At 69.7% G+C, this 19,145-nt stretch carries 24 protein-coding genes; 11 read left to right on the top strand and 13 right to left on the bottom strand.

Annotated elements, in window-relative coordinates; translation table 11 throughout:
- The first annotated feature begins 1 nt into the window (after position 1).
- Together FVQ89_RS07280 and FVQ89_RS07275 are read left to right on the top strand one after the other, a co-directional pair.
- Positions 2 to 556, top strand: coding sequence for an ATP/GTP-binding protein (locus FVQ89_RS07280; RefSeq protein WP_147901165.1), 555 nt, complete (start codon positions 2 to 4; stop codon positions 554 to 556).
- Positions 553 to 984, top strand: a complete 432-nt coding sequence (locus FVQ89_RS07275; RefSeq protein ID WP_147901164.1) for a roadblock/LC7 domain-containing protein — start codon at positions 553 to 555, stop codon at positions 982 to 984. The genes FVQ89_RS07280 and FVQ89_RS07275 overlap by 4 nt, the downstream gene beginning before the upstream one ends.
- Here FVQ89_RS07275 and FVQ89_RS07270 read toward each other — a convergent pair.
- The 4 genes from FVQ89_RS07270 to FVQ89_RS07255 are packed head-to-tail and all read right to left on the bottom strand — an operon-like array spanning position 971 to position 3,583.
- The gene (locus FVQ89_RS07270) at positions 971 to 1,252 is read right to left on the bottom strand and encodes a metal-sensitive transcriptional regulator (RefSeq protein ID WP_147901163.1); all 282 of its coding nucleotides are present in this window, start codon (positions 1,250 to 1,252) and stop codon (positions 971 to 973) included. The two genes, FVQ89_RS07275 and FVQ89_RS07270, sit on opposite strands and share 14 nt — an antisense overlap.
- Positions 1,249 to 1,551, bottom strand: coding sequence for a rhodanese-like domain-containing protein (locus FVQ89_RS07265; protein WP_255513472.1), 303 nt, complete (start codon positions 1,549 to 1,551; stop codon positions 1,249 to 1,251). The genes FVQ89_RS07270 and FVQ89_RS07265 overlap by 4 nt, the downstream gene beginning before the upstream one ends.
- 23 nt (positions 1,552 to 1,574) lie before the next feature.
- A complete protein-coding gene (locus FVQ89_RS07260; RefSeq protein WP_147901161.1) occupies positions 1,575 to 1,880 on the bottom strand; it encodes a rhodanese-like domain-containing protein in 306 nt (101 codons plus the stop codon).
- A 50-nt stretch (positions 1,881 to 1,930) separates the two neighbouring features.
- A complete protein-coding gene (locus FVQ89_RS07255) occupies positions 1,931 to 3,583 on the bottom strand; it encodes an FAD-dependent oxidoreductase (protein WP_147901160.1) in 1,653 nt (550 codons plus the stop codon).
- 70 nt (positions 3,584 to 3,653) lie between these two features.
- Between FVQ89_RS07255 and FVQ89_RS07250 the strand changes: the two genes are divergently transcribed.
- Genes FVQ89_RS07250 through FVQ89_RS07240 form a run of 3 tightly spaced genes read left to right on the top strand, consistent with a single transcriptional unit; the run spans position 3,654 to position 6,798 of the window.
- Positions 3,654 to 4,691, top strand: a complete 1,038-nt coding sequence (locus tag FVQ89_RS07250; RefSeq protein ID WP_147901159.1) for a mechanosensitive ion channel family protein — start codon at positions 3,654 to 3,656, stop codon at positions 4,689 to 4,691.
- Between the two features lie 14 nt (positions 4,692 to 4,705).
- Entirely contained in the window at positions 4,706 to 5,104 is a 399-nt protein-coding gene (locus FVQ89_RS07245; RefSeq protein ID WP_147901552.1) for a globin, read from the top strand.
- A 38-nt stretch (positions 5,105 to 5,142) separates the two neighbouring features.
- Positions 5,143 to 6,798 carry an FAD-binding dehydrogenase gene (locus FVQ89_RS07240; protein ID WP_147901158.1) on the top strand — a complete coding sequence of 552 codons (1,656 nt, stop codon included), beginning with the start codon at positions 5,143 to 5,145 and terminating at the stop codon, positions 6,796 to 6,798.
- An 87-nt stretch (positions 6,799 to 6,885) separates the two neighbouring features.
- Here FVQ89_RS07240 and FVQ89_RS07235 read toward each other — a convergent pair whose 3' ends face one another.
- The gene (locus FVQ89_RS07235; protein WP_147901157.1) at positions 6,886 to 7,560 is read right to left on the bottom strand and encodes a hypothetical protein; all 675 of its coding nucleotides are present in this window, start codon (positions 7,558 to 7,560) and stop codon (positions 6,886 to 6,888) included.
- Between the two features lie 52 nt (positions 7,561 to 7,612).
- On the opposite strand from FVQ89_RS07235, the gene FVQ89_RS07230 reads away from it, so the two are divergent.
- The 4 genes from FVQ89_RS07230 to FVQ89_RS07215 all read left to right on the top strand — a co-directional run bounded on the left by FVQ89_RS07230 (position 7,613) and on the right by FVQ89_RS07215 (position 12,068).
- A complete protein-coding gene (locus tag FVQ89_RS07230; RefSeq protein ID WP_147901156.1) occupies positions 7,613 to 8,527 on the top strand; it encodes an acyl-CoA thioesterase II in 915 nt (304 codons plus the stop codon).
- Positions 8,528 to 8,877: 350 nt separating this feature from the next.
- Positions 8,878 to 10,158: a glycine betaine/L-proline ABC transporter ATP-binding protein gene (locus FVQ89_RS07225; RefSeq protein ID WP_147901155.1), complete on the top strand. Its 1,281-nt coding sequence runs from the start codon at positions 8,878 to 8,880 to the stop codon at positions 10,156 to 10,158.
- A complete protein-coding gene (locus FVQ89_RS07220; protein WP_147901154.1) occupies positions 10,158 to 11,066 on the top strand; it encodes a proline/glycine betaine ABC transporter permease in 909 nt (302 codons plus the stop codon). The genes FVQ89_RS07225 and FVQ89_RS07220 overlap by 1 nt, the downstream gene beginning before the upstream one ends.
- A 114-nt stretch (positions 11,067 to 11,180) precedes the next feature.
- Positions 11,181 to 12,068 (top strand): glycine betaine ABC transporter substrate-binding protein, encoded by an 888-nt coding sequence (locus FVQ89_RS07215; protein WP_187264944.1) that lies wholly within the window; start codon positions 11,181 to 11,183, stop codon positions 12,066 to 12,068.
- Between the two features lie 77 nt (positions 12,069 to 12,145).
- Here the strand turns inward: FVQ89_RS07215 and FVQ89_RS07210 are convergent, their stop codons facing one another.
- From FVQ89_RS07210 to msrA, 7 genes are all read right to left on the bottom strand, one after another.
- On the bottom strand, positions 12,146 to 12,550 hold the full coding sequence (locus FVQ89_RS07210) for a RidA family protein (protein WP_147901152.1): 405 nt from the start codon (positions 12,548 to 12,550) through the stop codon (positions 12,146 to 12,148).
- A gap of 22 nt (positions 12,551 to 12,572) precedes the next feature.
- Positions 12,573 to 13,055 (bottom strand): thioesterase family protein, encoded by a 483-nt coding sequence (locus tag FVQ89_RS07205; protein WP_147901151.1) that lies wholly within the window; start codon positions 13,053 to 13,055, stop codon positions 12,573 to 12,575.
- A gap of 17 nt (positions 13,056 to 13,072) precedes the next feature.
- Positions 13,073 to 14,752, bottom strand: a complete 1,680-nt coding sequence (ettA, locus tag FVQ89_RS07200) for an energy-dependent translational throttle protein EttA (protein WP_147901150.1) — start codon at positions 14,750 to 14,752, stop codon at positions 13,073 to 13,075.
- A gap of 51 nt (positions 14,753 to 14,803) precedes the next feature.
- Positions 14,804 to 15,265, bottom strand: coding sequence for a hypothetical protein (locus tag FVQ89_RS07195; protein ID WP_147901149.1), 462 nt, complete (start codon positions 15,263 to 15,265; stop codon positions 14,804 to 14,806).
- A gap of 47 nt (positions 15,266 to 15,312) precedes the next feature.
- A complete protein-coding gene (locus FVQ89_RS07190) occupies positions 15,313 to 15,783 on the bottom strand; it encodes a single-stranded DNA-binding protein (protein WP_147901148.1) in 471 nt (156 codons plus the stop codon).
- Between the two features lie 169 nt (positions 15,784 to 15,952).
- Positions 15,953 to 16,165, bottom strand: coding sequence for a methyltransferase (locus FVQ89_RS07185; RefSeq protein WP_147901147.1), 213 nt, complete (start codon positions 16,163 to 16,165; stop codon positions 15,953 to 15,955).
- A gap of 87 nt (positions 16,166 to 16,252) precedes the next feature.
- Positions 16,253 to 16,780: a peptide-methionine (S)-S-oxide reductase MsrA gene (gene msrA / locus FVQ89_RS07180; protein ID WP_147901146.1), complete on the bottom strand. Its 528-nt coding sequence runs from the start codon at positions 16,778 to 16,780 to the stop codon at positions 16,253 to 16,255.
- Positions 16,781 to 16,861: 81 nt separating this feature from the next.
- Here msrA and FVQ89_RS07175 point away from each other — a divergent pair, with 81 nt between their 5' ends.
- Both FVQ89_RS07175 and FVQ89_RS07170 read left to right on the top strand, forming a co-directional pair.
- Positions 16,862 to 17,866 carry an aldo/keto reductase gene (locus FVQ89_RS07175; RefSeq protein WP_147901145.1) on the top strand — a complete coding sequence of 335 codons (1,005 nt, stop codon included), beginning with the start codon at positions 16,862 to 16,864 and terminating at the stop codon, positions 17,864 to 17,866.
- Positions 17,867 to 17,966: 100 nt separating this feature from the next.
- On the top strand, positions 17,967 to 18,695 hold the full coding sequence (locus FVQ89_RS07170) for a hypothetical protein (RefSeq protein ID WP_147901144.1): 729 nt from the start codon (positions 17,967 to 17,969) through the stop codon (positions 18,693 to 18,695).
- A 22-nt stretch (positions 18,696 to 18,717) separates the two neighbouring features.
- On the opposite strand, the gene FVQ89_RS07165 is transcribed toward FVQ89_RS07170, so the two are convergent.
- Positions 18,718 to 19,131 (bottom strand): MarR family winged helix-turn-helix transcriptional regulator, encoded by a 414-nt coding sequence (locus FVQ89_RS07165; RefSeq protein WP_147901143.1) that lies wholly within the window; start codon positions 19,129 to 19,131, stop codon positions 18,718 to 18,720.
- Positions 19,132 to 19,145 lie beyond the last annotated feature (14 nt).

Genomic DNA, 19,145 nt, shown 5'->3' with positions numbered 1-19,145 from the left:
CATGCCCGAGCACGTGATCCTGTTCGCCGGGCCGATGGGCGCCGGCAAGTCGACCGCGATCCGTGCGCTGAGCGACATCGAGGTCATCTCGACCGAGGCGACCAACACCGATCGCGCCGGGGCGGACAAGGACACCACGACGGTGGGTCTCGACTACGGCGAGATCGATCTCGGCCCCGACGAGAAGGTGCGCCTCTACGGCGTGCCCGGCCAGAGCCGGTTCGATTTCATGTGGTCGATCCTGCAAGAGCGGGCGATGGGGCTCGTCGTGCTCGTGAGCGCGACGATGCCGGAGCCCGAGCGGCTCGTGCACGAGCACCTCTCGGCATTCGCCCCGGTGGCGCGACGCGGGGGCGTGGTCATCGGCGTCACCCACGTCGAACCGGGGATGACCGACCTGGGCGATCGCATCGTCCAGGCTGCGCATGCCGTGATCCCCGAACGACCGACCCCTGTCTTCGCGTTGGATGCGCGCGATCCGCAGCAGATGCGCACTCTCCTGCTTTCGCTCGTCGCCGACATCGAGACCCGCATCGCCATGGCGGTGCCGTCATGAACGGCCTCGCCCCCCTGCACCGCGATCCGCGCGTCGTCGAGGCCGCGGATGCCGCGCTCGCGCAGCTCGCCGAGCGCTGCCCGACCCTGCGCATCGCGATGATCGCGACCGACGACGGCTTCGAGGTCACCCGTGTGGAATCCGCTCTCGGCGCACCCGACGACGACCGGCTCGCGAGCATGGCGAGCACCCTGATCGCGCTCGGCGACGCGACGATCCGCGCGCTGGCGCTCGGCGGGACGAGCCACGTCGCGATTGCGGGCACCCGCGGCTCCGTGCTCGTGCGCCGGGTGGGCGATCACCCCCTCACGCTCGTGGCCGTCTTCGCACCGGCGACCGACGTGGACGGAAAGGCGGCACGGATGGTGGCCGCCGGGCTTGCGGCGGCGCTCGCACCGGAGGCCGAGCCCGCGCTCAGGCGAGCGTGAGGAAGAGCTTCTCCAGCTCGCCGACGGTCAGTTCGCCCTCCACGGGCTCGCCCGACCCGTCGCGCACAACGCAATCACGCATCGCGCCCGCGACGATCGCGAATCCAGCGCGATCGAGCGCGGACGAGACCGCCGAGAGCTGAGTCACGATGGCGCGGCAGTCGTCGCCGCGCTCGACGGCCGAGATGAGCGCCCGCAGCTGACCCTCGGCACGCTTGAGGCGGTTCGCGATCGCCCGGCGCTCGGACTCGTCGGTCATCGTGCTCATCGTCGGCCTCCCACCACGCGCTCACCGGCACGCTTCCAGGCGAGGATGCCACCCCGGAGGCTGTGCGCGTCCACGCCGCGAGCGCGCAGCATCCGCGCGCCCTGCGCCGAGCGCACACCGGACTGGCACATCACGACGATCGGGGTGTCGGCGGGCAGGTCGCCCGCCCGTCGCTCGAGCTGATCCAGCGGGACGTGACGCGCGACCGGTGCGTGCTCCGTCTTCCACTCCCCCGCAGTGCGCACGTCGACGAGTACGGCACCGTCATCCATGAGCGCTCGCGCTCCCGCGACATCCACGGATGTCCTCCGGAACCAGGCCATCAGGCGGCGCCCCGTTCGACGGGCAGCCCGGCCGCGATCCACGCGGTGATCCCGCCTGCGACGTCGATCGCCTCGATGCCGTCCTCCTCGAGCGCCGCGGTCACACGCGCGCTGCGGCCGCCCGAGTGGCACATGATGTAGAGCGGTCGGGCCGCGGGGAGCTCCGCGCCACCGTTCGCGAGCAGCGAGAGCGGCACGAGATGCGCTCCCGCGACGTGCGCGTCGTTCCATTCGTATTCCTCGCGGACGTCGACGATCACGGCGTCGTCGAGGGCGGCGAGCGCCTGCGGGTCGATCTGCTGCATGGGGGGTCCTCTCATCGATGGGGTGGGGGTGGATCGCTGGCGAGTCGTCGTCAGACGCGGGTGACTTCGTGGGCGAGTTCGCGGGCACGCGTACCCGCGTGCCAGGTGAGGTAGCCGCCGTCGAGGTTGGCCACATCCACGCCGTGCGCGGCGAGCAGGCGGAGGGCGGTGTGGGCGCCCTGCCCGACGCGGCAGTGCACGATGACGCGCCCGCGACGGAGCTCGTCGACCCGCGCGCGCAACTGCTCGACGGGGATCCACTCGGCACCCGGGATGAGCCCCTCGGCGAGCTGTCCCTCGGCGCGGACGTCGATGAGACGGGCGCCTTGGGTGACGGCCTCGTCGAGCTCATGCCACTGGATGGCTCGCTCGCCCGAGCGACGGTTGTCGGCCACGTAGCCGAGCATCGCCACGGGGTCCTTCGCTGACCCGAACTGCGGTGCGTAGGCGAGCTCGAGCTGTGCGAGCTCAGAGGCGCGCAGCCCGCCGCGCATGGCGGTCGCGATGACGTCGATCCGGCGCTCCACTCCCGCGGTTCCTACGGCCTGCGCCCCGAGGATCCGGTCGTCCGAAGGATCGACGAGCAGCTTCAGCGCGATCGGACGGGCTCCGGGGTAGTAGCCCGCGTGATGGAGCGGATGCGTGTGGATGACGCGGTGCTCGCGCCCTGCCGCCCTCAGGGCTGCCTCGGACGCCCCCGCAACGGCAGCCGTCACGCCGAAGGCGCCCACAACGGCCACACCGATCGTCGGGGCCGCCGACACCGGGATGCCCGCGATGGCGTCCGCGACGAGGCGACCGTGCAGGTTCGCGGGACCCGCGAGGGGAATCGAGCGGGTGCCGCCGAGGATCGCATCCGCCTTCTCGGCGACATCCCCCACCGCGCGGATCGCGGGGTCGGAGGTGCGGAACTGCTCGTCGACGAGCACGCCGCCCGATGCCCCTGTGGCGAGGCCCGCTGCACGGGCTAGCTCGGACTCGGGGCGCACGCCGATCGCCGAGATGACGAGGTCGGCGAGGATGCGCTCACCCGAGGCGAGCACGACCTCATCGAGGCTGATCGAGACGGCGCTGGAATCGAGGTGCAGGTCCACGCCCGCCGCGATCGCGGCCTCGGCGACTCCGACGACCATCTCGGGGTCGAATCCGGTCAGCAGGTGCGGCGCGCGCTGCACGAGCGCGACCTCGAGCCCACGCACGACGAGGTTCTCGGCGATCTCGACGCCCACGTACCCGCCGCCGAGCACGACGACGCGGCGGGCGTCGCGCAGGCGCTCGGCGATCCGGTCGAGGTCGTCGATGCCGCGCAGAGCGAGCGTGCGCTCGGCGCCCGGGATCTGCGGTCGGATCGCGACGGCGCCCGTGGCGAGCACGAGGTCGTCGTAGGGGAGACGCTCCATTCCCGAGGGCCCGCGCACCACGACGACGCGTGCGATGCGGTCGATATCGATCGCGGTCGTCCGGGTGCGCACGTCGAGGGCGAATCGGCGCGCGATCGCCTCGGGATGCTGCAGCACGAGATCGTCGCGCTCCGCGATCACGCCGCCCAGGTGGTACGGCATCCCGCACGTGGCGACCGACACCTCCGACCCGCGTTCCACGACGGTGATGTGTGCGGTCTCGTCGAGGCGGCGCAGCCGCGTCGCGGCGGACATACCCGCCGCCACTCCTCCGACGATCACGACACGACGTTCGGTTCCCATGACGCCATAGTATACCCCCGGGGGTATTCTTCGCTGAGTCGTCGACGGAGCCGAGGAATAGGCTGACGGCATGGACGACGTGACCGCGAGCTGGGCTGCAGCGGTCTCCGACTGGTGGGAGGGAATCGGCGCCTTCCAGGTGCCGCTCCGCATCGCGGCGATCATCATCGTCGCGGTCCTCGTGAGGATCGTGCTGCAGTTCGCCATCAACCGCACGGTGCGCGGGATCGTCACCGGCGTCAAGCGCAAGTCGGGAGTCGAGGACACCCAGGCGATCCACGCCTCTCCCCTGGCAGCGGTGCGGACCGTGCAGCGTACCCGCACCCTCGGGGGCGTGCTCTCGAGCGCCCTCACGACCGTCGTGCTGCTCGTCACGATCGTGATCATCATGACCGTGCTCGCCCCCAGCGCCGCCGGCGCACTCTCTCTCATCACCGCAGCTCTGGGTGCGGGGCTCGGCTTCGGCGCGCAGAACATCGTCAAAGACGTCCTGAACGGCATTTTCATGGTGATCGAAGATCAGCTCGGCGTCGGCGATGTCGTGGATCTCGGTCCGGCGACGGGCGTGGTCGAGGCGGTCGGCATCCGCATCACCGACATCCGCGACGTGAACGGCACCCTGTGGCACGTACGCAACGGCGAGATCCTTCGCGTCGGCAACCTCTCGCAGGGCTGGGCCCGCGCGATCATCGATCTCGCCGTGCCCTACGACACCGACATCGACGAGGTGCAGGCGCTCATCCTCTCGACGGCGATGGAGCTCGCGAACGAAGCGAAGTGGAAGCGCGTCATCATCGAGAAGCCGGAGGTGTGGGGCATCGAGTCGATCTCGTCGGAGGCGGTCGTCGTGCGCCTCGTCGTGAAGACCCGGACGAGCTCGAAGGACGACGTCGCCCGCGAGCTCCGCGCCCGATTGAAGCGCGCTCTCGACGCTGCGGGCATCCAGCTCCCCGCACTCAACTCGATCGTGCTCACCGGTTTCGATGGCGCGGCGTCCGTGCGCGGCGCCCGACCGCCCAAGACCGCTCAGCTGCCGCTCGTCGAGCAGGCGGAGCACGCGCAGCAGAAGACGCGGAAGACACCGCGCCGCCCGAAGGGAGACTCGTGAACCTCGCGATCCGGATGGGAGAGGGCGGCGACGTCGTCGGCAGCAGCTTCTGGTCGGAGGTGGGGGGCCGGGCCACCTTCGAGAAGCTCGTCCGCCGCTTCTACGAGGGCGTGCGCACCGACGACGTGCTCTGGCCCATGTACCCGGAGGACGACCTCGAGGGTGCGATCCAACGGCTCACCGGGTTCCTCGAGCAGTACTGGGGCGGCCCCGGATCCTACAGCGAGCAACGCGGCCACCCCCGGCTGCGGATGCGCCACGCGCCCTTCCCGGTGACGTTCGAAGCGCGCGACCGCTGGCTCGCCCATATGCGGGTCGCCGTCGACGAGCTGGAGCTCAGCCCGATGCACTCGGCCATGTTGTGGGACTACCTGGAGCGCGCCGCGCACGCGATGGTCAACACCGCCGGATAGCGTGGACTGAACCAGCACCACGAAGGGGGACTACGCGGATGGCAGAGCAGGCGGACGCGATCATCATCGGAGCGGGGCTCGCGGGCCTCGTCACGGCAGCGGAGCTCGTCGAGGCGGGCAAGCGGGTGATCATCCTGGACCAGGAACCGGAGGCGAGCTTCGGGGGCCAGGCCTGGTGGTCGTTCGGAGGGCTCTTCCTCATCGATTCCCCCGAACAGCGCCGCATGGGCGTCCGCGATTCTCACGAGCTCGCGCGTCAGGACTGGTTCGCAAGCGCCGAGTTCGACCGCGCGGAGGACGACTGGGGGCGCGAGTGGGCCGAGGCCTACCTCGCCTTCGCCGCCGGCGAGAAGCGCGCGTGGCTCCGTGAGAAGGGCGTCTCGTTCTTCCCCGTCGTGGGGTGGGCCGAGCGCGGGGGCTACACCGCCACGGCGCACGGCAACTCCGTGCCGCGCTTCCACATCACCTGGGGCACGGGGCCCGGAATCCTCGAGCCGTTCATCCGGATCGTCCGCGAGGGCGTCGAGCAGGGTCTCGTCGAGCTGCGCTTCCGGCACCGCGTCGACAAGCTCGTGAAGCGCGGTGCCGCGGTGGTCGGGGCTTCGGGCGTCGTGCTCGCCCCGGACGACGCCGAGCGCGGCGCGCCGAGCAACCGTGACGTAGTCGACGACTTCGAGGTCTCGGCACCGGCCGTGGTGGTCGCCTCGGGTGGCATCGGCGGCAACCACGACCTCGTCCGCGAGAACTGGCCGGAGTGGCTGGGAACGCCCCCCGCGCACATGCTCTCGGGTGTCCCTGCGCACGTCGACGGTCGCATGCTCGGCATCGCCGCGACCGCGAAAGCGCGGCTCGTCAACGGCGACCGGATGTGGCACTACTTGGAGGGCATCGAGAACCACTCCCCCGTGTGGCCGCAGCACGGCATCCGCATCCTGCCCGGTCCGTCGAGCATGTGGTTCGACGCGACCGGCCACCGCCTGCCCGTCCCGCTGTTCCCCGGGTTCGACACCCTCGGCACTCTCGAGTACCTGCGTCAGACCGGGCACGATCACTCGTGGTTCGTGCTCGACCAGTCGATCATCGAGAAGGAGTTCGCGCTCTCGGGCAGCGAGCAGAACCCGGACCTCACCGGCAAGAGCGTGCGCGAGCTACTGCGCCAGCGCCTCGGCAAGGGCGCCACGGATGCCGTCGAGGCCTTCAAGGAGAAAGGCCCCGACTTCGTGGTCGCCGACACCCTCGACGACCTCGTCGCCGGCATGCGCCGCCTCGCCCCGGAGGTGGAGCTCGACGTCGTCTCGCTCCGCCAGGAGCTGGAGGCGCGCGACCGCGAGCTCGACAACGCGTTCACGAAGGACGCGCAGGTGACCGCCGTGCGCGGGGCGCGGAAGTACCGCGGCGACCGCCTGATCCGTGTGGCGAAGCCGCACAAGATCCTCGACGAGCGGCACCGGCCCCTCATCGCCGTGAAGCTCCATGTGCTCACCCGCAAGAGCCTCGGCGGCATCCAGACCGACCTCGACGCCCGGGCGCTCAACGCCCAGGGCAAGCCGATCCGCGGGCTCTACGCGGTCGGCGAGGCGGCCGGATTCGGTGGGGGCGGCATGCACGGCTACCGCGCGCTCGAGGGCACCTTCCTCGGCGGATGCCTGTTCTCGGGGCGTCAGGCGGGCCGCGCGATCGCCGGAGCGGTCTGATGGGTCCCCGCTCGCGCGGGAGTCGGACGTGCGTGCGATCATCTCGCATGCGCGTCTCGAACCTGCAGACCGGCGTGTGTTTGCCCGCTAGCGGGAGAGCGTCCACGCGCGGCGCTTCACGAGCACGTGCCCGCGCACGGTCGTGAGGCGCGTCCACGGACCCGTCTCGTAGACGACCACCTCGTCGTCGCCGAGGAAGCCGAGACTCTCGGCTGCGAAGGCCGCTCCCGTGGGCACGTGCTCGAAGCCGGGCGTCTCTCGCCCCCACACCTCGCCCCGCACGCGGCGCACGATCGACTCGCCGACCGCATCCGGCACGGCTGCCCCGACCTCGGCGATGCCGTCGCGCGCGACGCGTGCGAGAAGCTCGGTCGCCATCGGCGGCACCCGGTGCCAGCCCCCGCGGGGAGGTGAGATCGCCGCCCAGGTGACCGTGTGCACCTCCATGGGTAGACCCACCTCGACCGTCTGGCCGCTGGACTCCGCGAGCTCGCGCGCGCGCGTCACCCGATCGAGCAGCGATCGCACGGGCACCACCACGTCGAATCCCTCGCGGCTCGAGAGCGCGAAGGTGCGCAGCCCGAGAACGGTCGGGGTCTCGTCAAGTAGCCCGACCGGGTAGAGCACGGCGACGTACACCGCGAGCACCCCACCGCCGCCGATGAGGCGCACGGAGCCGTCCTCCACTCTCTGGGCACGCCCGAGGAACACCTCGAGATCGGCCAGAGAGGCAGGATCGGCCAGGGCGAACGAGCGAGTCACGACTTCCCCAGCCTAGCCGGGGTGACGCACGTCGGCTCCTAGACTGGCACCCATGAGCGACGCCCGCCGGGGACAGGATCCGCTCGCCGATCTGCTCGCCGCGCTCGAACTCACCGACACCGGCGCGCGGACCGACGAGGACATCTTCACCGGCCCGAGCCTGTGGATGCCGGGCGGGCGTGTGTTCGGCGGTCAGGTGTATGCGCAGTCGATCATGGCGGCGGTCCGCACCGTAGCGCCCGACCGCGCCATCCACTCGACCCACGGGTACTTCCTGCGGCCCGGTGACGTGGCGTTGCCCATCACCTTCGCCGTGGACCGCATCCACGACGGCCGGTCGTTCTCCACCCGACGCACGCAGGCCTACCAGAACGGGCAGCCGATCCTCTCGATGATCGCCTCGTTCCAGGACGACGACCCGGGGCTGGATCATCAGGTCGACGCCCCCGAGGGGGTGCCCGACCCCGAGTCACTCCCGACGACCGCCGACATCCTCGGCAGGGTGGATCACCCGGTGGCCAAGTTCTGGGCCACGAGCCGCGCGTTCGACATCCGCCACATCGAACAGCCGATCTACTACCGCGCCGACCCCGCGCGCGTCGCGCACCAGGCCGTGTGGATGAAGGCGCTCGGCACGCTGCCCGACCAGCCCGAGCTGCACCGCGCAGCCCTCGCCTACGCGAGCGACTACACGATCCTCGAATCGGTCATGCGCGCCCACGGCATCGCGTGGACGCATCCGGGGCTCAAGATGGCGAGCCTCGATCACGCGATGTGGTGGCACCGTCCGGCTCGGGCAGACGAATGGCTGCTCTACGTGCAGGAGTCGCCTACGGCCTCGGGTGGCCGCGGTCTCGCCACGGGACGCATCTTTACCCACGACGGCATGCTCGTGGCGAGCATCGCGCAGGAGGGGATGGTGCGCGTGCCCGACCTCGACGACGCGGATCCGTCCCCCGCGCGGTAACAAAGCGGTAACGAAGCGCACCCGCGGAACTCGTCGGCGAAACCGCCGCATGCCCTGTGAAACCGGGGCCGAGCGAGGGTTCCGCAACGGAATCGGTCGCCAGACGCCCTCGGGACGAGCCTGTTACGGTGGCCCACGGCCCTGCCGACGACGCGTCCGACACGACCGGCGGCCACCCCTGACGCCCAGGACCGCGCGCTTCACGGCCATCGCCGCCGGAGCTCGTACGGCAACGCGACGTCGCGCGCCGCCACCCGGCGGTGCCGCATCCGCATGTCCTCACGACAGCTGATGCCTCGTGCGCCCGGACCGCTGACCGAAAGCCCCGCCTCCGCGGGGACCAGGAGAACGTGACCGACATCGCCCTTCGCGCCGACGGCCTTTTCAAGGTCTTCGGCCGCTCCCCCGCCGACGCCGTCCAGAAGCTCCGCGCCGGAACTCCACGCGACGAGCTCGGCGGCCCCACCGCCGCCGTCATCGACGCGAGCTTCGACGTCCGCCGCGGCGAGATCTTCGTCGTGATGGGGCTCTCCGGCTCCGGCAAGTCGACGCTTATCCGCATGCTCAACGGACTGCTCGACGCGACCGACGGCACCGTCGAGATCGCCGGCGAACAGCTCACCGGTATCTCGCCCAAGGCGCTGCGCGAACTGCGGCGCCGTCGGGTCTCGATGGTCTTCCAGCACTTCGCCCTGCTCCCCCACCGCACCGTGCTCGACAACGTGGCTTACGGGCTCGAGGTGCGGGGCACCTCGAAGCGCGAGCGCATCGACCTGGCGCGACGCACGATCGAGCTCGTCGGCCTGGGCGGCTGGGAAGACCGCCTTCCGGGTGAGCTCTCCGGCGGGATGCGGCAGCGCGTGGGGCTCGCGCGTGCCCTCGCCGCCGACACCGACATCCTGCTCATGGACGAGGCGTTCAGCGCCCTCGACCCCCTCATCCGCCGCGAGATGCAGGAGCAGCTGCTCGAGCTCCAGGCCGCTCTCGGCAAGACGATCATCTTCATCACCCACGACCTCAACGAGGCGATGTTCCTCGGCGACCGCATCGCGGTCATGCGCGACGGGCGCATCGTGCAGATCGGCACCCCGGAGGACATCCTCACCGACCCCGCGAACGACTACGTCGAGCAGTTCGTGCAGGATGTCGACCGCGCTCGCGTGCTCACCGCGGCATCGGTCATGGAGCCGGCCGCCCCGACCGTCGGATCCGGTTCCGGCCCGCGCGCAGCCCTCCGGGCGATGCGCGACTCCCGCACGGCGGCGGCGTTCGTGGTCGACCGCGACCGGCGGCTCGTCGGCACGATCGGCGACCGGGCCGCCCTGCGTCTCCTGCAGAAGGGCGAGCAGCGCATCACCTCGGCCATCAACCCCGAGGTCGCAACCGTCAGTCACGACTCGGCGCTCATCGAGCTCTTCGTGCCGGCGGCCGAGTCGCCGCTGCCACTCGCCGTCACCGACGAGCGTGAGCGCCTCGTGGGCGTGCTGCCCCGCATCACGCTTCTCGCCGCGCTCGGCGGCGGTGCGACCGCCACCGGCGAGATCTCGCTCGGGGTCCCCCTGCCCGCAGAAGTCGTCGAGGAGGCACTCGCGTCGAGCGAGTCCGCACGCGCCGAGAGGAAGGACAGCTGATGGACATCCGCATCCCGGTCGGCGACTGGATCGACGGCTTCGTGAACTACGTGATCGAGAACTTCTCCGCCTTCTTCCGCTTCCTCCGCGAGATCTTCGTCGGCATGTACGACGCCGTCGACTGGGTGCTGCGCACGCCGCCCTTCTGGGTGATCCTCGTCGTCGCCGTCGTGCTGGCCCTCCTCGCCCGCGGCTGGATCTTCGCCGTCGGCACGGCCGCGGGGCTGCTGCTGATCGCCTCCATGGATCAGTGGGACAACGCGATGGACACCCTCGCTCTCGTGAGTGTGGCCGCATTCATCGCGATCGCGCTCAGCATCCCCATCGGGATCGCCGCCGCGAGGTCGCGGCTGGTGTCGGCGATCGTGCGGCCGATCCTCGACTTCCTGCAGACGATGCCCGCGTTCGTGTACCTGATCCCGGCGATCCTGCTGTTCCGCGTCGGAGAGGCGCCCGGCATCGTCGCCACGATCGTGTTCGCGATGGCCCCGGGTGTGCGCCTCACCGAGCTCGGCCTCCGCGGCGTCGACACGGAGGTCGTGGAGGCGGGTCACGCGTTCGGCGCGACGCCCGCGCGCATCCTCCGCCAGATCCAGCTGCCTCTCGCGCTGCCGACGATCATGGCGGGGGTCAACCAGGTGATCATGCTGTCGCTCTCGATGGTCGTGATCGCGGGCCTCGTCGGCGCGGACGGTCTCGGGTCCGAAATCGTCGCGAGCCTCGCGCGTCTCGACACGGCGCTCGGCGTCGAAGCCGGTCTGTCGGTGGTGATCCTCGCGATCCTGCTCGACCGCTTCACCGGATCCTTCGGTCAACGGCGCGGGCTGCTCGCGGCCGTTCAGGCCCGATCCGTGGCACGCCGTCGCGAGGCGGAGGCTGCCCCCGCCTCCCCCATGACCGCCGCCTGAGCGCGGCCCCCGATGTCGCGGACGCCCACGCGTCCGCGTCGCCGCCCGGCTCCGGCCTGCGGCATCCCCAGGTGGCCTGGGAGATCCCCGTGCCACGGAAAGGAAACACACAGCATGCGCATGCACAGCAAGGCGCTTCTGGCGGCCTCGGCCGCCACCGCCCTCATCCTCACCGGATGCGCCACCGAGGAGACCTCGGGCGACGCCGGCGGCGACAAGGGCGACATCACGCTCGCCGTGTTCAACGGCTGGGACGAGGGCATCGCCAGCTCCGAGCTCTGGAAGGCGATCCTCGAGGACAAGGGCTACAACGTGGAGTTGGAGTACTCCGATGTCGCTCCGCTCTTCGCCGGTCTCTCCACGGGTGACTATGACTTCGCCACCGATGTGTGGCTGCCCACCACCCACGCGGAGTACATCGAGGACTTCGGCGACGACATCGTCGACCTCGGCGCGTGGTTCGACCAGGCCGCCCTGACCGTCGCCGTGAACGCGGACGCCCCGATCGACTCCCTCGCGGAGCTCGCGGACCACGCCGACGAGTTCGGCAACGAGATCGTCGGCATCGAGGCGGGCGCGGGACTCACCGCGGCTGTCGAGAACTCCGTGATCCCGACCTACGGTCTCGACGGCATGGACTTCACGACCTCGTCGACCACCGCGATGCTCACCGAGCTGAAGGCGGCGACCGACGCGGGCGAGAACGTCGTCGTGACCCTGTGGGAGCCGCACTGGGCCTACAGCGCGTTCCCGATCAAGAACCTCGAGGACCCGGAGGGCACCCTCGGGACGGCCGAGGGCATCCACACCTACACACGTACCGGCTTCGAGGACGACTTCCCCGAGGTCGCCGAGTGGCTGTCCGCGTTCTCCATGGACCCGGAGCTGCTGTACGACCTCGAGAACGTCATGTTCAACGAGAACGACACCGACGACTACGGCCCCGTCGTGGACCAGTGGATCGCCGACAACCAGGAGTACGTGGACTCGCTGACGTCCTGATCCTCGTATCTTCGCGCGGCGCCGGCTCCTTCGGGGGTCGGCGCCGTCGCGTGTCCGGAACTATGCGGCGCCGGGCACTATCCGGCAGCGGGCGCGAGCGCCGAGCCGACGACAGCGGTGACCTCGATCTCGATCCGCATCGCGGGGTCCATGAGCGGCACCTGAATCATCGTCGCGGCCGGGCGAGCCTGCCCGAAGGCCTCCCGCAGCACCGGCCAGCATGCTTCGAAATCGCCGCCGTCGGGCAGCAGGTAGTGCACCCGCACGACGTCGTCGAGGCTCGCGCCGGCTTCCGCGAGCGCCGCCGCGATGTTGCGCAGCGTCTGCGCCGCCTGCTCGGCGACATCCGCCGAGATCTCGCCGGTGGCGTAGTCGTATCCGGTCGTGCCCGAGACGTAGACGGTGTCGCCGACGACGACCGCGCGCGAGTAGCCGATGCGCTCTTCGAATGCGGATCCGGACGAGATGAGTCGACGGGTCACGGTGTTCGTCTCCAAGGTGCGTTCAGTTGCGGGAGGGGAACACTACCGGCGGTTCGACGTAGGGCGCAAAGAGCTCACGGAGCTCGTCGGGCAGCCGCGTCGGACGCCCTGTCGCGGCGTCGACCAGCACGAGCGTCGTCGAGGCGACCGTGTAGAGCGTGCGCGGCTCCACGCCCACGGGCGAATACACCTCGTAGCAGACCTCGAAGCTCGCACCCCCGAGGCGTCCGAGCCATAGCTCCACGTCGATGGGGCTGCGCTGGTACGGGATCGGCGCGCGGTACTCGACTTCCTGCCGGGCGATGAGGCTGAAGGTCGCCGCGGAGGGTCCGGCGTCGATCACCGCGGTGGGGCGCACGGTCGCCGGATCTGCATCTGCATCCGGACGCCAGAAGGCCTCGATGCGCGCCTCCTCCAGCAGCCGCAGCATCTCGGCGTTGTTGACGTGCGCGTAGGCGTCGAAGTCGCTCCAGCGAAGCCGGATCGGGATGTTGATACGGGCCATCGGAACGACTCGCCGCCTCAGTCGCGGGTGAGCTTGCGGTACACCGAGCGGTGCGGCTTGGCCGCCTCGGGGCCGAGGCGTTCGATCTTGTTCTGCTCGTAGGCCTCGAAGTTGCCCTCGAACCAGTACCAGTTGGCCGGGTTCTCGTCGGTGCCCTCGTAGGCGAGGATGTGGGTCGCGACCCGGTCGAGGAACCACCGGTCGTGGGTGATCACCACAGCGCATCCGGGGAACTCGAGCAGCGCGTTCTCGAGCGACTGCAGAGTTTCGACGTCGAGGTCGTTGGTGGGCTCGTCGAGCAGCAGCAGGTTGCCGCCCTCCTTGAGGGTGAGGGCGAGGTTCAGGCGGTTCCGCTCACCACCGGAGAGCACACCCGCCTTCTTCTGCTGGTCCGGGCCCTTGAACCCGAACTTCGAGACGTACGCGCGGCTCGGGATCTCGGTCTTGCCCACGGTGATGATGTCGAGCCCGTCGGAGACGACCTCCCAGAGCGTCTTGCTCGGGTCGATGTTGGCGCGGGTCTGGTCGACGTAGCTGATCTTGACGGTCTCGCCGATCTTCAGGTCGCCCGAGTCGAGCGGCTCGAGGCCGACGATCGTCTTGAAGAGGGTCGTCTTTCCGACGCCGTTGGGGCCGATGACACCGACGATGCCGTTCGGCGGGAGGCTGAAGCCGAGGCCTTCGATGAGCGTGCGCTCGCCGAAGCTCTTCTTGAGGTTCTTCGCCTCGATGACGACGCTTCCGAGTCGCGGCCCCGGCGGGATCTGGATCTCTTCGAAGTCGAGCTTGCGGGTGCGCTCCGCCTCCGCGGCCATCTCCTCGTAGCGGGCGAGACGGGCCTTCGACTTGGCCTGGCGTCCCTTGGTGTTGGACCGGACCCAGTCGAGCTCGTCGGCGAGGCGCTTCGCGAGCTTCGCGTCCTTCTTGCCCTGCACCTGGAGGCGCTCGGCCTTCTTCTCGAGGTACGTGGAGTAGTTGCCCTCGTAGCCGATGAGGCGGCCGCGGTCGACCTCCGCGATCCACTCGGCGACGTTATCGAGGAAGTACCGGTCGTGGGTGATAGCGATGACGGCGCCGGGGTACTTCTGCAGGTGCTGCTCGAGCCAGAGCACGCTCTCGGCGTCGAGGTGGTTGGTGGGCTCGTCGAGCAGCAGCAGGTCGGGCTTCTGCAGCAGCAGCTTCGCGAGCGCGACGCGGCGCTTCTCACCTCCGGAGAGGTAGCGGACCTCGGCCTCGGCGGGCGGGGTGCGCAGGGCGTCCATCGCCTGCTCGAGCTGCGAGTCGAGGTCCCAGCCGTCGGCGGCGTCGATCTCCTCCTGCAGCACGCCCATCTCGGCGAGCAGCGTGTCGAAGTCGGCGTCGGGGTCGGACATCGCGGCCGAGATCTCGTTGAACCGGTCGAGCTTCGCCTTCATGGCGACGCCCTCCTCGATGTTCTCGAGCACCGTCTTCGACTCGTCGAGCTCGGGCTCCTGCATGAGGATGCCGACCGAGAACCCGGGGGTGAGCTTCGCCTCGCCGTTGGAGGGGGTGTCGAGACCCGCCATGATCTTGAGGATCGTCGACTTACCGGCGCCGTTGGGGCCGACCATGCCGATCTTCGCGCCCGGCAGGAACGCCATCGTCACGTCGTCGAGGATGAGCTTCTCGCCCACCTTCTTGCGGGCGCGCACCATGGAGTAGATGTATTCGGCCATGGGTTCGAGTCTATGGGCGGGGCGGGAGTGCGCGTTGCCGGGCGAAGCCGCTCAGGCGGGGCGAGGGGTGCCGACGATGCAGCGGCCGGATGCCGGCAGATCGGTCACGAGGCTCGTGTAACCGATGTTGCCCCACTGCCCCAGCAGGCAGGTGTCGTCGAAGCGGATCGAGAAGACGATGTTGTCGGCTGCGATGCCGATGGCGGTCGTATCGGGGGTGACCTCCATCGCGCCGCGCGGGTACCCGTGGTCGACGAGGTTGTCGATGAACGCCGCACCGTCGAGGTGCGCATCCGAGTCGATGAGCGCCTGATTGATCCAGTCGAAGTAGGCCTGATTGTCGGCGGCCGTTCCCTCGAACTCCGGCTCGGGCGTGGCCGTCGGCGTGGGAGTCGGTTCGGCCGAGCTGGTGGACGACGGCGAACTCGAGGGGGTGGCCTCCGGAGTCGTGCAGGCCACGAGCAGCGATGCCGACGCGAAAGCGAGCACTACCGCGCCCACACGACGGGACATCCCTACCTCCTGGAACGGCCCACTCCGGAAGCGAGACCTCGTCGATTCTAGAACGGCACGGGCACCGCCTCCTGCGCGTCGTCCAAGAGCGCGGCGGTCTCCGAGAGCTCGCCCGCTTGTGCCTCGTCGGTCTCGCTCGCATGGTCGGGCTCGGCCGACGCGCGCACGGTGCGGGTCCACGTGGTGGTGCCCCAGGCGAGGTCGTGGCCGATCGCATCCGCGACGATCTCGACGTCGTGACCGGACTTCTCGCCACTGGTCCACTCGCGCACCCGCAGCCGACCCGTGACGATCACCCGCTGCCCCTTATCGATCGACGCGGATGCGTTCGCCGCGAGCTGCCGGAAGGCCGTGATCGAGAACCAGTTGGTCTGACCGTCGACCCAGGCGTTCGCTGTGCGATCGAATCGGCGATGCGTGGACGCCAGCCGGAACGAGGCGATCTCGAGCCCCTCTGCGGTGACGGTGTGCTTGACCGCCGTGGCGACGAACCCCACGACGGTGACGATGTCGGTCATCTGACCCTCCCTGATGCGCGCGCCCGCTGATGGTGCGGCGCTCGCGAGGGCCGTGCCGACGAACCCCGCGAGCGCCACCGCATCAGCCTCGCCGGTACCAGGGCGGCAATCGACTCAGCTCACTCGATATGGGGAAGCGAGAGCACCACCTGGCGGTGGGGAGGAGGGGTCAGTGCTCGGTGAACTCCGGCCACTCGGACCCCGGGGCGAGAGCGGCATGCAGCGCGCTCTTCGCGATCTCCAGGGAGGGATAGGAGCCCCGGTAGTCGTCATCGTCGACGAGCTTCACGCGGAAGCCGTCCGACGTGCGGTGGATCACGCCCACCGCGCCTGCGGGGCCGAAGGCCACCCAACGCTTCTCGATCGTCATGCTCTGGCTCATGATCCGCTCCTTTGCGTCTGATCCATGCGTGACTTCGACGCTACCCCTGCGGGGCCGATCCGTCACGGCCCCGCGGAGCATCTTCCGCTACGACGCGATCACGTACTGCGCGTAGCTCTTGCGGATCTTGTTGACCTTCGGCAGCGCCACCGCGAGGCAGTAGCCCTGGCCCGGGTTCTTCGCGAAGAAGTCCTGGTGGTACTCCTCCGCGCGGTAGTACTCGCCGAGCCGCGTGATCGACGTGACGATCCCGCCACCCCAGTACTCGGCCGCGCGCTCGCGTGCCGCCTCGAACTCGGCCTTCTGCTCGTCGTCGGCGTAGAACATCGCCGAGCGGTACTGAGTGCCCACGTCATTGCCCTGGCGGTTCAGCTGGCGCGGATCGTGGAGAGTGAAGAAGACGTCGAGGATGACGCTCGCCGGGATCACGTTCTCGTCGAAGGTGACGGCGACCGCCTCGGCGTGACCGGTGCTTCCGGTGCAGACGAGCTCGTACGACGGGTTGGGGACGCTTCCGCCGGTGTACCCGGAGACGACGTCGGACACGCCCTCGAGCGTGCGGTAGACGGCGTCGAGACACCAGAAGCAGCCACCTGCCAGAACGAATGTGCGCATGGTGCGACCCTACTTTCCTGTGGTTGAGGGGACACCGGATACAACACGGTGGATGTCGGTTCCGTTCCCTAGGCTGTCCCGGTGCCCTACAACGCCGCCTCCGACCGCTATGACCACCTCTCGTACGCCCGCATCGGGCGGAGCGGGCTGAAGCTGCCGCGCATCTCGCTCGGCCTCTGGAACAACTTCGGTCACGACCGCCCGCTCACTACGCAGCGCGAGATCGTGCTTCGCGCGTTCGACCTCGGTGTCACGCACTTCGACCTCGCGAACAACTACGGTCCGCCTCCCGGGTCGGCGGAGGAGAACTTCGGCCGCATCCTCGCAAGCGACCTCGCGCCCTACCGCGACGAGCTGATCGTCTCGTCGAAGGCCGGATACGACATGTGGCCGGGACCCTACGGCGACTTCGGATCGCGCAAGTACCTGCTCTCGTCGCTCGACCAGTCGCTGACGCGTCTCGGTCTCGACTACGTCGACATCTTCTACCACCACCGACCCGATCCCGAGACCCCGATCGAGGAGTCGATGGGTGCCCTCGCCCACGCGGTACGGTCGGGCAAGGCCCTCTACGCGGGCATCTCGAACTACGGACCGGACGAGACGCGCCGCGCGTACGAGGCGCTCGCAGCAGAGGGCGTGCCGCTGCTCATCCACCAGCCCTCGTACTCGATGTTCAACCGGGTGCCCGAGGAGGGACTGCTGGATGCGATCGGCGAGCTCGGCATCGGTTCGATCGTGTTCTCGCCGCTCGCGCAGGGACTGCTCACGAGCCGCTACCTCGACGGCATCCCCGCAGACTCCCGCGCGGCGGGCGGGCGGTGGATGAACGCCGAGAACATCAGCGACGTGTACCTCGAACGCGCCCGCGGGCTCAATGCGATCGCCGAGCAGCGCGGCCAGACCCTCGCGCAGCTCGCGCTGCTGTGGGTGCTGCGTCAGCCGTCGGTGACGAGCGCGCTCATCGGAGCGTCGAGCGTTCGACAGCTGGAGGACAACCTCGGCGCGCTCTCGGCTCCCGCCCTGACGGACGAGGAGATCGCGGCGATCGAGCCGTTCGCCGTGCACGGCACGGGCCGCCGCTGACTCGATCCTGGCGGCTCGCGCCGTGTCACCCGAAAGTGGGAATCGGCGGCACGCGGGAGAAGACGGACGGTTCCGCCGATCGCGGACGTAAGGTGCCGCCATGCAGTGGTGGAACGACTTCGTCGACTGGTTCTATTCGGATGAGGGTCAGCGTCTCCTGGTGACCGCGGTGATCCCGTTCGTCTCGATCGTGGTGGCGGGGCTCGTCGCGGCGCTCATCGGACGCGGCGCGACAAAACGCCTCGTCGACCAGCGCTCGCACGAGACGCGCGCCGCCGCCGTGTCCGCTCTGATCTCGGCAGGGCAGAACGCCGCCCGCTGGCACAGCCAGTCCCCGGCGGCGCGCGAGCATGCGGAGCACCTAGCGAACGACGCGGACGTGATGGTGCGTCTGCTGCCGATCGCCGGGGCGAACTACGCCGCCGACTGGGCGTCGCACCAGCTGGCCGACATGCGGGTGAACTCCGTGAGCTTCAGCTACCAGGCCGACCAGACGCTCAACGAGTACCGTGAGCGGCTCGTGCTGTGGCTGCACCGGCCGTCGAAGGCACGCAAGCTGTTCGCCGCGGACCTCGAACGCTGGCGCTACGAGGAGCAGTCCTCCGACCCGCTGATCGTCCAGCAGCAGAAGTGGGCCGAGGAGCAGTACACGGCGACGACGGCGCAGCCCGTGGAGCACGCGCACGAGGTGGATCTGCCCGTCGAGGTGACCCCGGAGGTCGAGACGCCGACGACGGTGCTCGAAGCGTCGAACCCGTACTCGACGCCTCTCGCTCAGTCGGAGCCGGTGGAGGAGCCCACCACCGACACCCCCGCCCGCGGGGTCTGAGGACCGCGCGAACCCAGCGGCCTCAGCCGACTCGCTGCAACAGTTCGAGCAGCGCGGAACGTTCGTCTGCGCTGAGTCGCCCGAACACGTCGTCCTGCACGGCGTCCATGACGGGGACGAGCGTCTCAGCGGCCAGGCGTCCGGTGTGCGTCAGCGAGACGAGGATGCGGCGGCCGTGGCTCGGATCCCGGTCACGAGCCACCAAGCCGCGGGCCTCGAGAGTCCGAACCGTCTGGGTCACGTCACGAGGGTCGAGTGCAGCAGCATCACCGAGCTGCGTCTGGCTCAGATGGTCGGTGCCGGCGAGCACGGTGAGGCACCGGAACTCGTAGCCGCTGTAGCCGGCCGCGGCCAGGCGCCTGTGGAGCGCGTGATGCGATCGGGTCGCCGCCGCACTCAGTATCCAGGTGGGGAGAGAGTCGAACGCTCGTGCCATGTCCGGTTGCCCTA

It is taken from the genome of Homoserinibacter sp. GY 40078 (assembly GCF_008017545.1).
Lineage (GTDB): Bacteria > Actinomycetota > Actinomycetes > Actinomycetales > Microbacteriaceae > Homoserinibacter.
This window is presented reverse-complemented; position numbering and strand designations above follow the sequence as displayed.

Coding starts and splice junctions, on each gene's coding strand:
- FVQ89_RS07280 (WP_147901165.1), top strand. CDS start 2: ATGCCCGAGCACGTGATCCTGTTCGCCGGGCCGATGGGCGCCGGCAAG.
- FVQ89_RS07275 (WP_147901164.1), top strand. CDS start 553: ATGAACGGCCTCGCCCCCCTGCACCGCGATCCGCGCGTCGTCGAGGCC.
- FVQ89_RS07270 (WP_147901163.1), bottom strand. CDS start 1,252: ATGAGCACGATGACCGACGAGTCCGAGCGCCGGGCGATCGCGAACCGC.
- FVQ89_RS07260 (WP_147901161.1), bottom strand. CDS start 1,880: ATGCAGCAGATCGACCCGCAGGCGCTCGCCGCCCTCGACGACGCCGTG.
- FVQ89_RS07255 (WP_147901160.1), bottom strand. CDS start 3,583: ATGGGAACCGAACGTCGTGTCGTGATCGTCGGAGGAGTGGCGGCGGGT.
- FVQ89_RS07250 (WP_147901159.1), top strand. CDS start 3,654: ATGGACGACGTGACCGCGAGCTGGGCTGCAGCGGTCTCCGACTGGTGG.
- FVQ89_RS07245 (WP_147901552.1), top strand. CDS start 4,706: ATGGGAGAGGGCGGCGACGTCGTCGGCAGCAGCTTCTGGTCGGAGGTG.
- FVQ89_RS07240 (WP_147901158.1), top strand. CDS start 5,143: ATGGCAGAGCAGGCGGACGCGATCATCATCGGAGCGGGGCTCGCGGGC.
- FVQ89_RS07230 (WP_147901156.1), top strand. CDS start 7,613: ATGAGCGACGCCCGCCGGGGACAGGATCCGCTCGCCGATCTGCTCGCC.
- FVQ89_RS07220 (WP_147901154.1), top strand. CDS start 10,158: ATGGACATCCGCATCCCGGTCGGCGACTGGATCGACGGCTTCGTGAAC.
- FVQ89_RS07215 (WP_187264944.1), top strand. CDS start 11,181: ATGCGCATGCACAGCAAGGCGCTTCTGGCGGCCTCGGCCGCCACCGCC.
- FVQ89_RS07205 (WP_147901151.1), bottom strand. CDS start 13,055: ATGGCCCGTATCAACATCCCGATCCGGCTTCGCTGGAGCGACTTCGAC.
- ettA (WP_147901150.1), bottom strand. CDS start 14,752: ATGGCCGAATACATCTACTCCATGGTGCGCGCCCGCAAGAAGGTGGGC.
- FVQ89_RS07195 (WP_147901149.1), bottom strand. CDS start 15,265: ATGTCCCGTCGTGTGGGCGCGGTAGTGCTCGCTTTCGCGTCGGCATCG.
- FVQ89_RS07190 (WP_147901148.1), bottom strand. CDS start 15,783: ATGACCGACATCGTCACCGTCGTGGGGTTCGTCGCCACGGCGGTCAAG.
- FVQ89_RS07185 (WP_147901147.1), bottom strand. CDS start 16,165: ATGAGCCAGAGCATGACGATCGAGAAGCGTTGGGTGGCCTTCGGCCCC.
- msrA (WP_147901146.1), bottom strand. CDS start 16,780: ATGCGCACATTCGTTCTGGCAGGTGGCTGCTTCTGGTGTCTCGACGCC.
- FVQ89_RS07170 (WP_147901144.1), top strand. CDS start 17,967: ATGCAGTGGTGGAACGACTTCGTCGACTGGTTCTATTCGGATGAGGGT.
- FVQ89_RS07165 (WP_147901143.1), bottom strand. CDS start 19,131: ATGGCACGAGCGTTCGACTCTCTCCCCACCTGGATACTGAGTGCGGCG.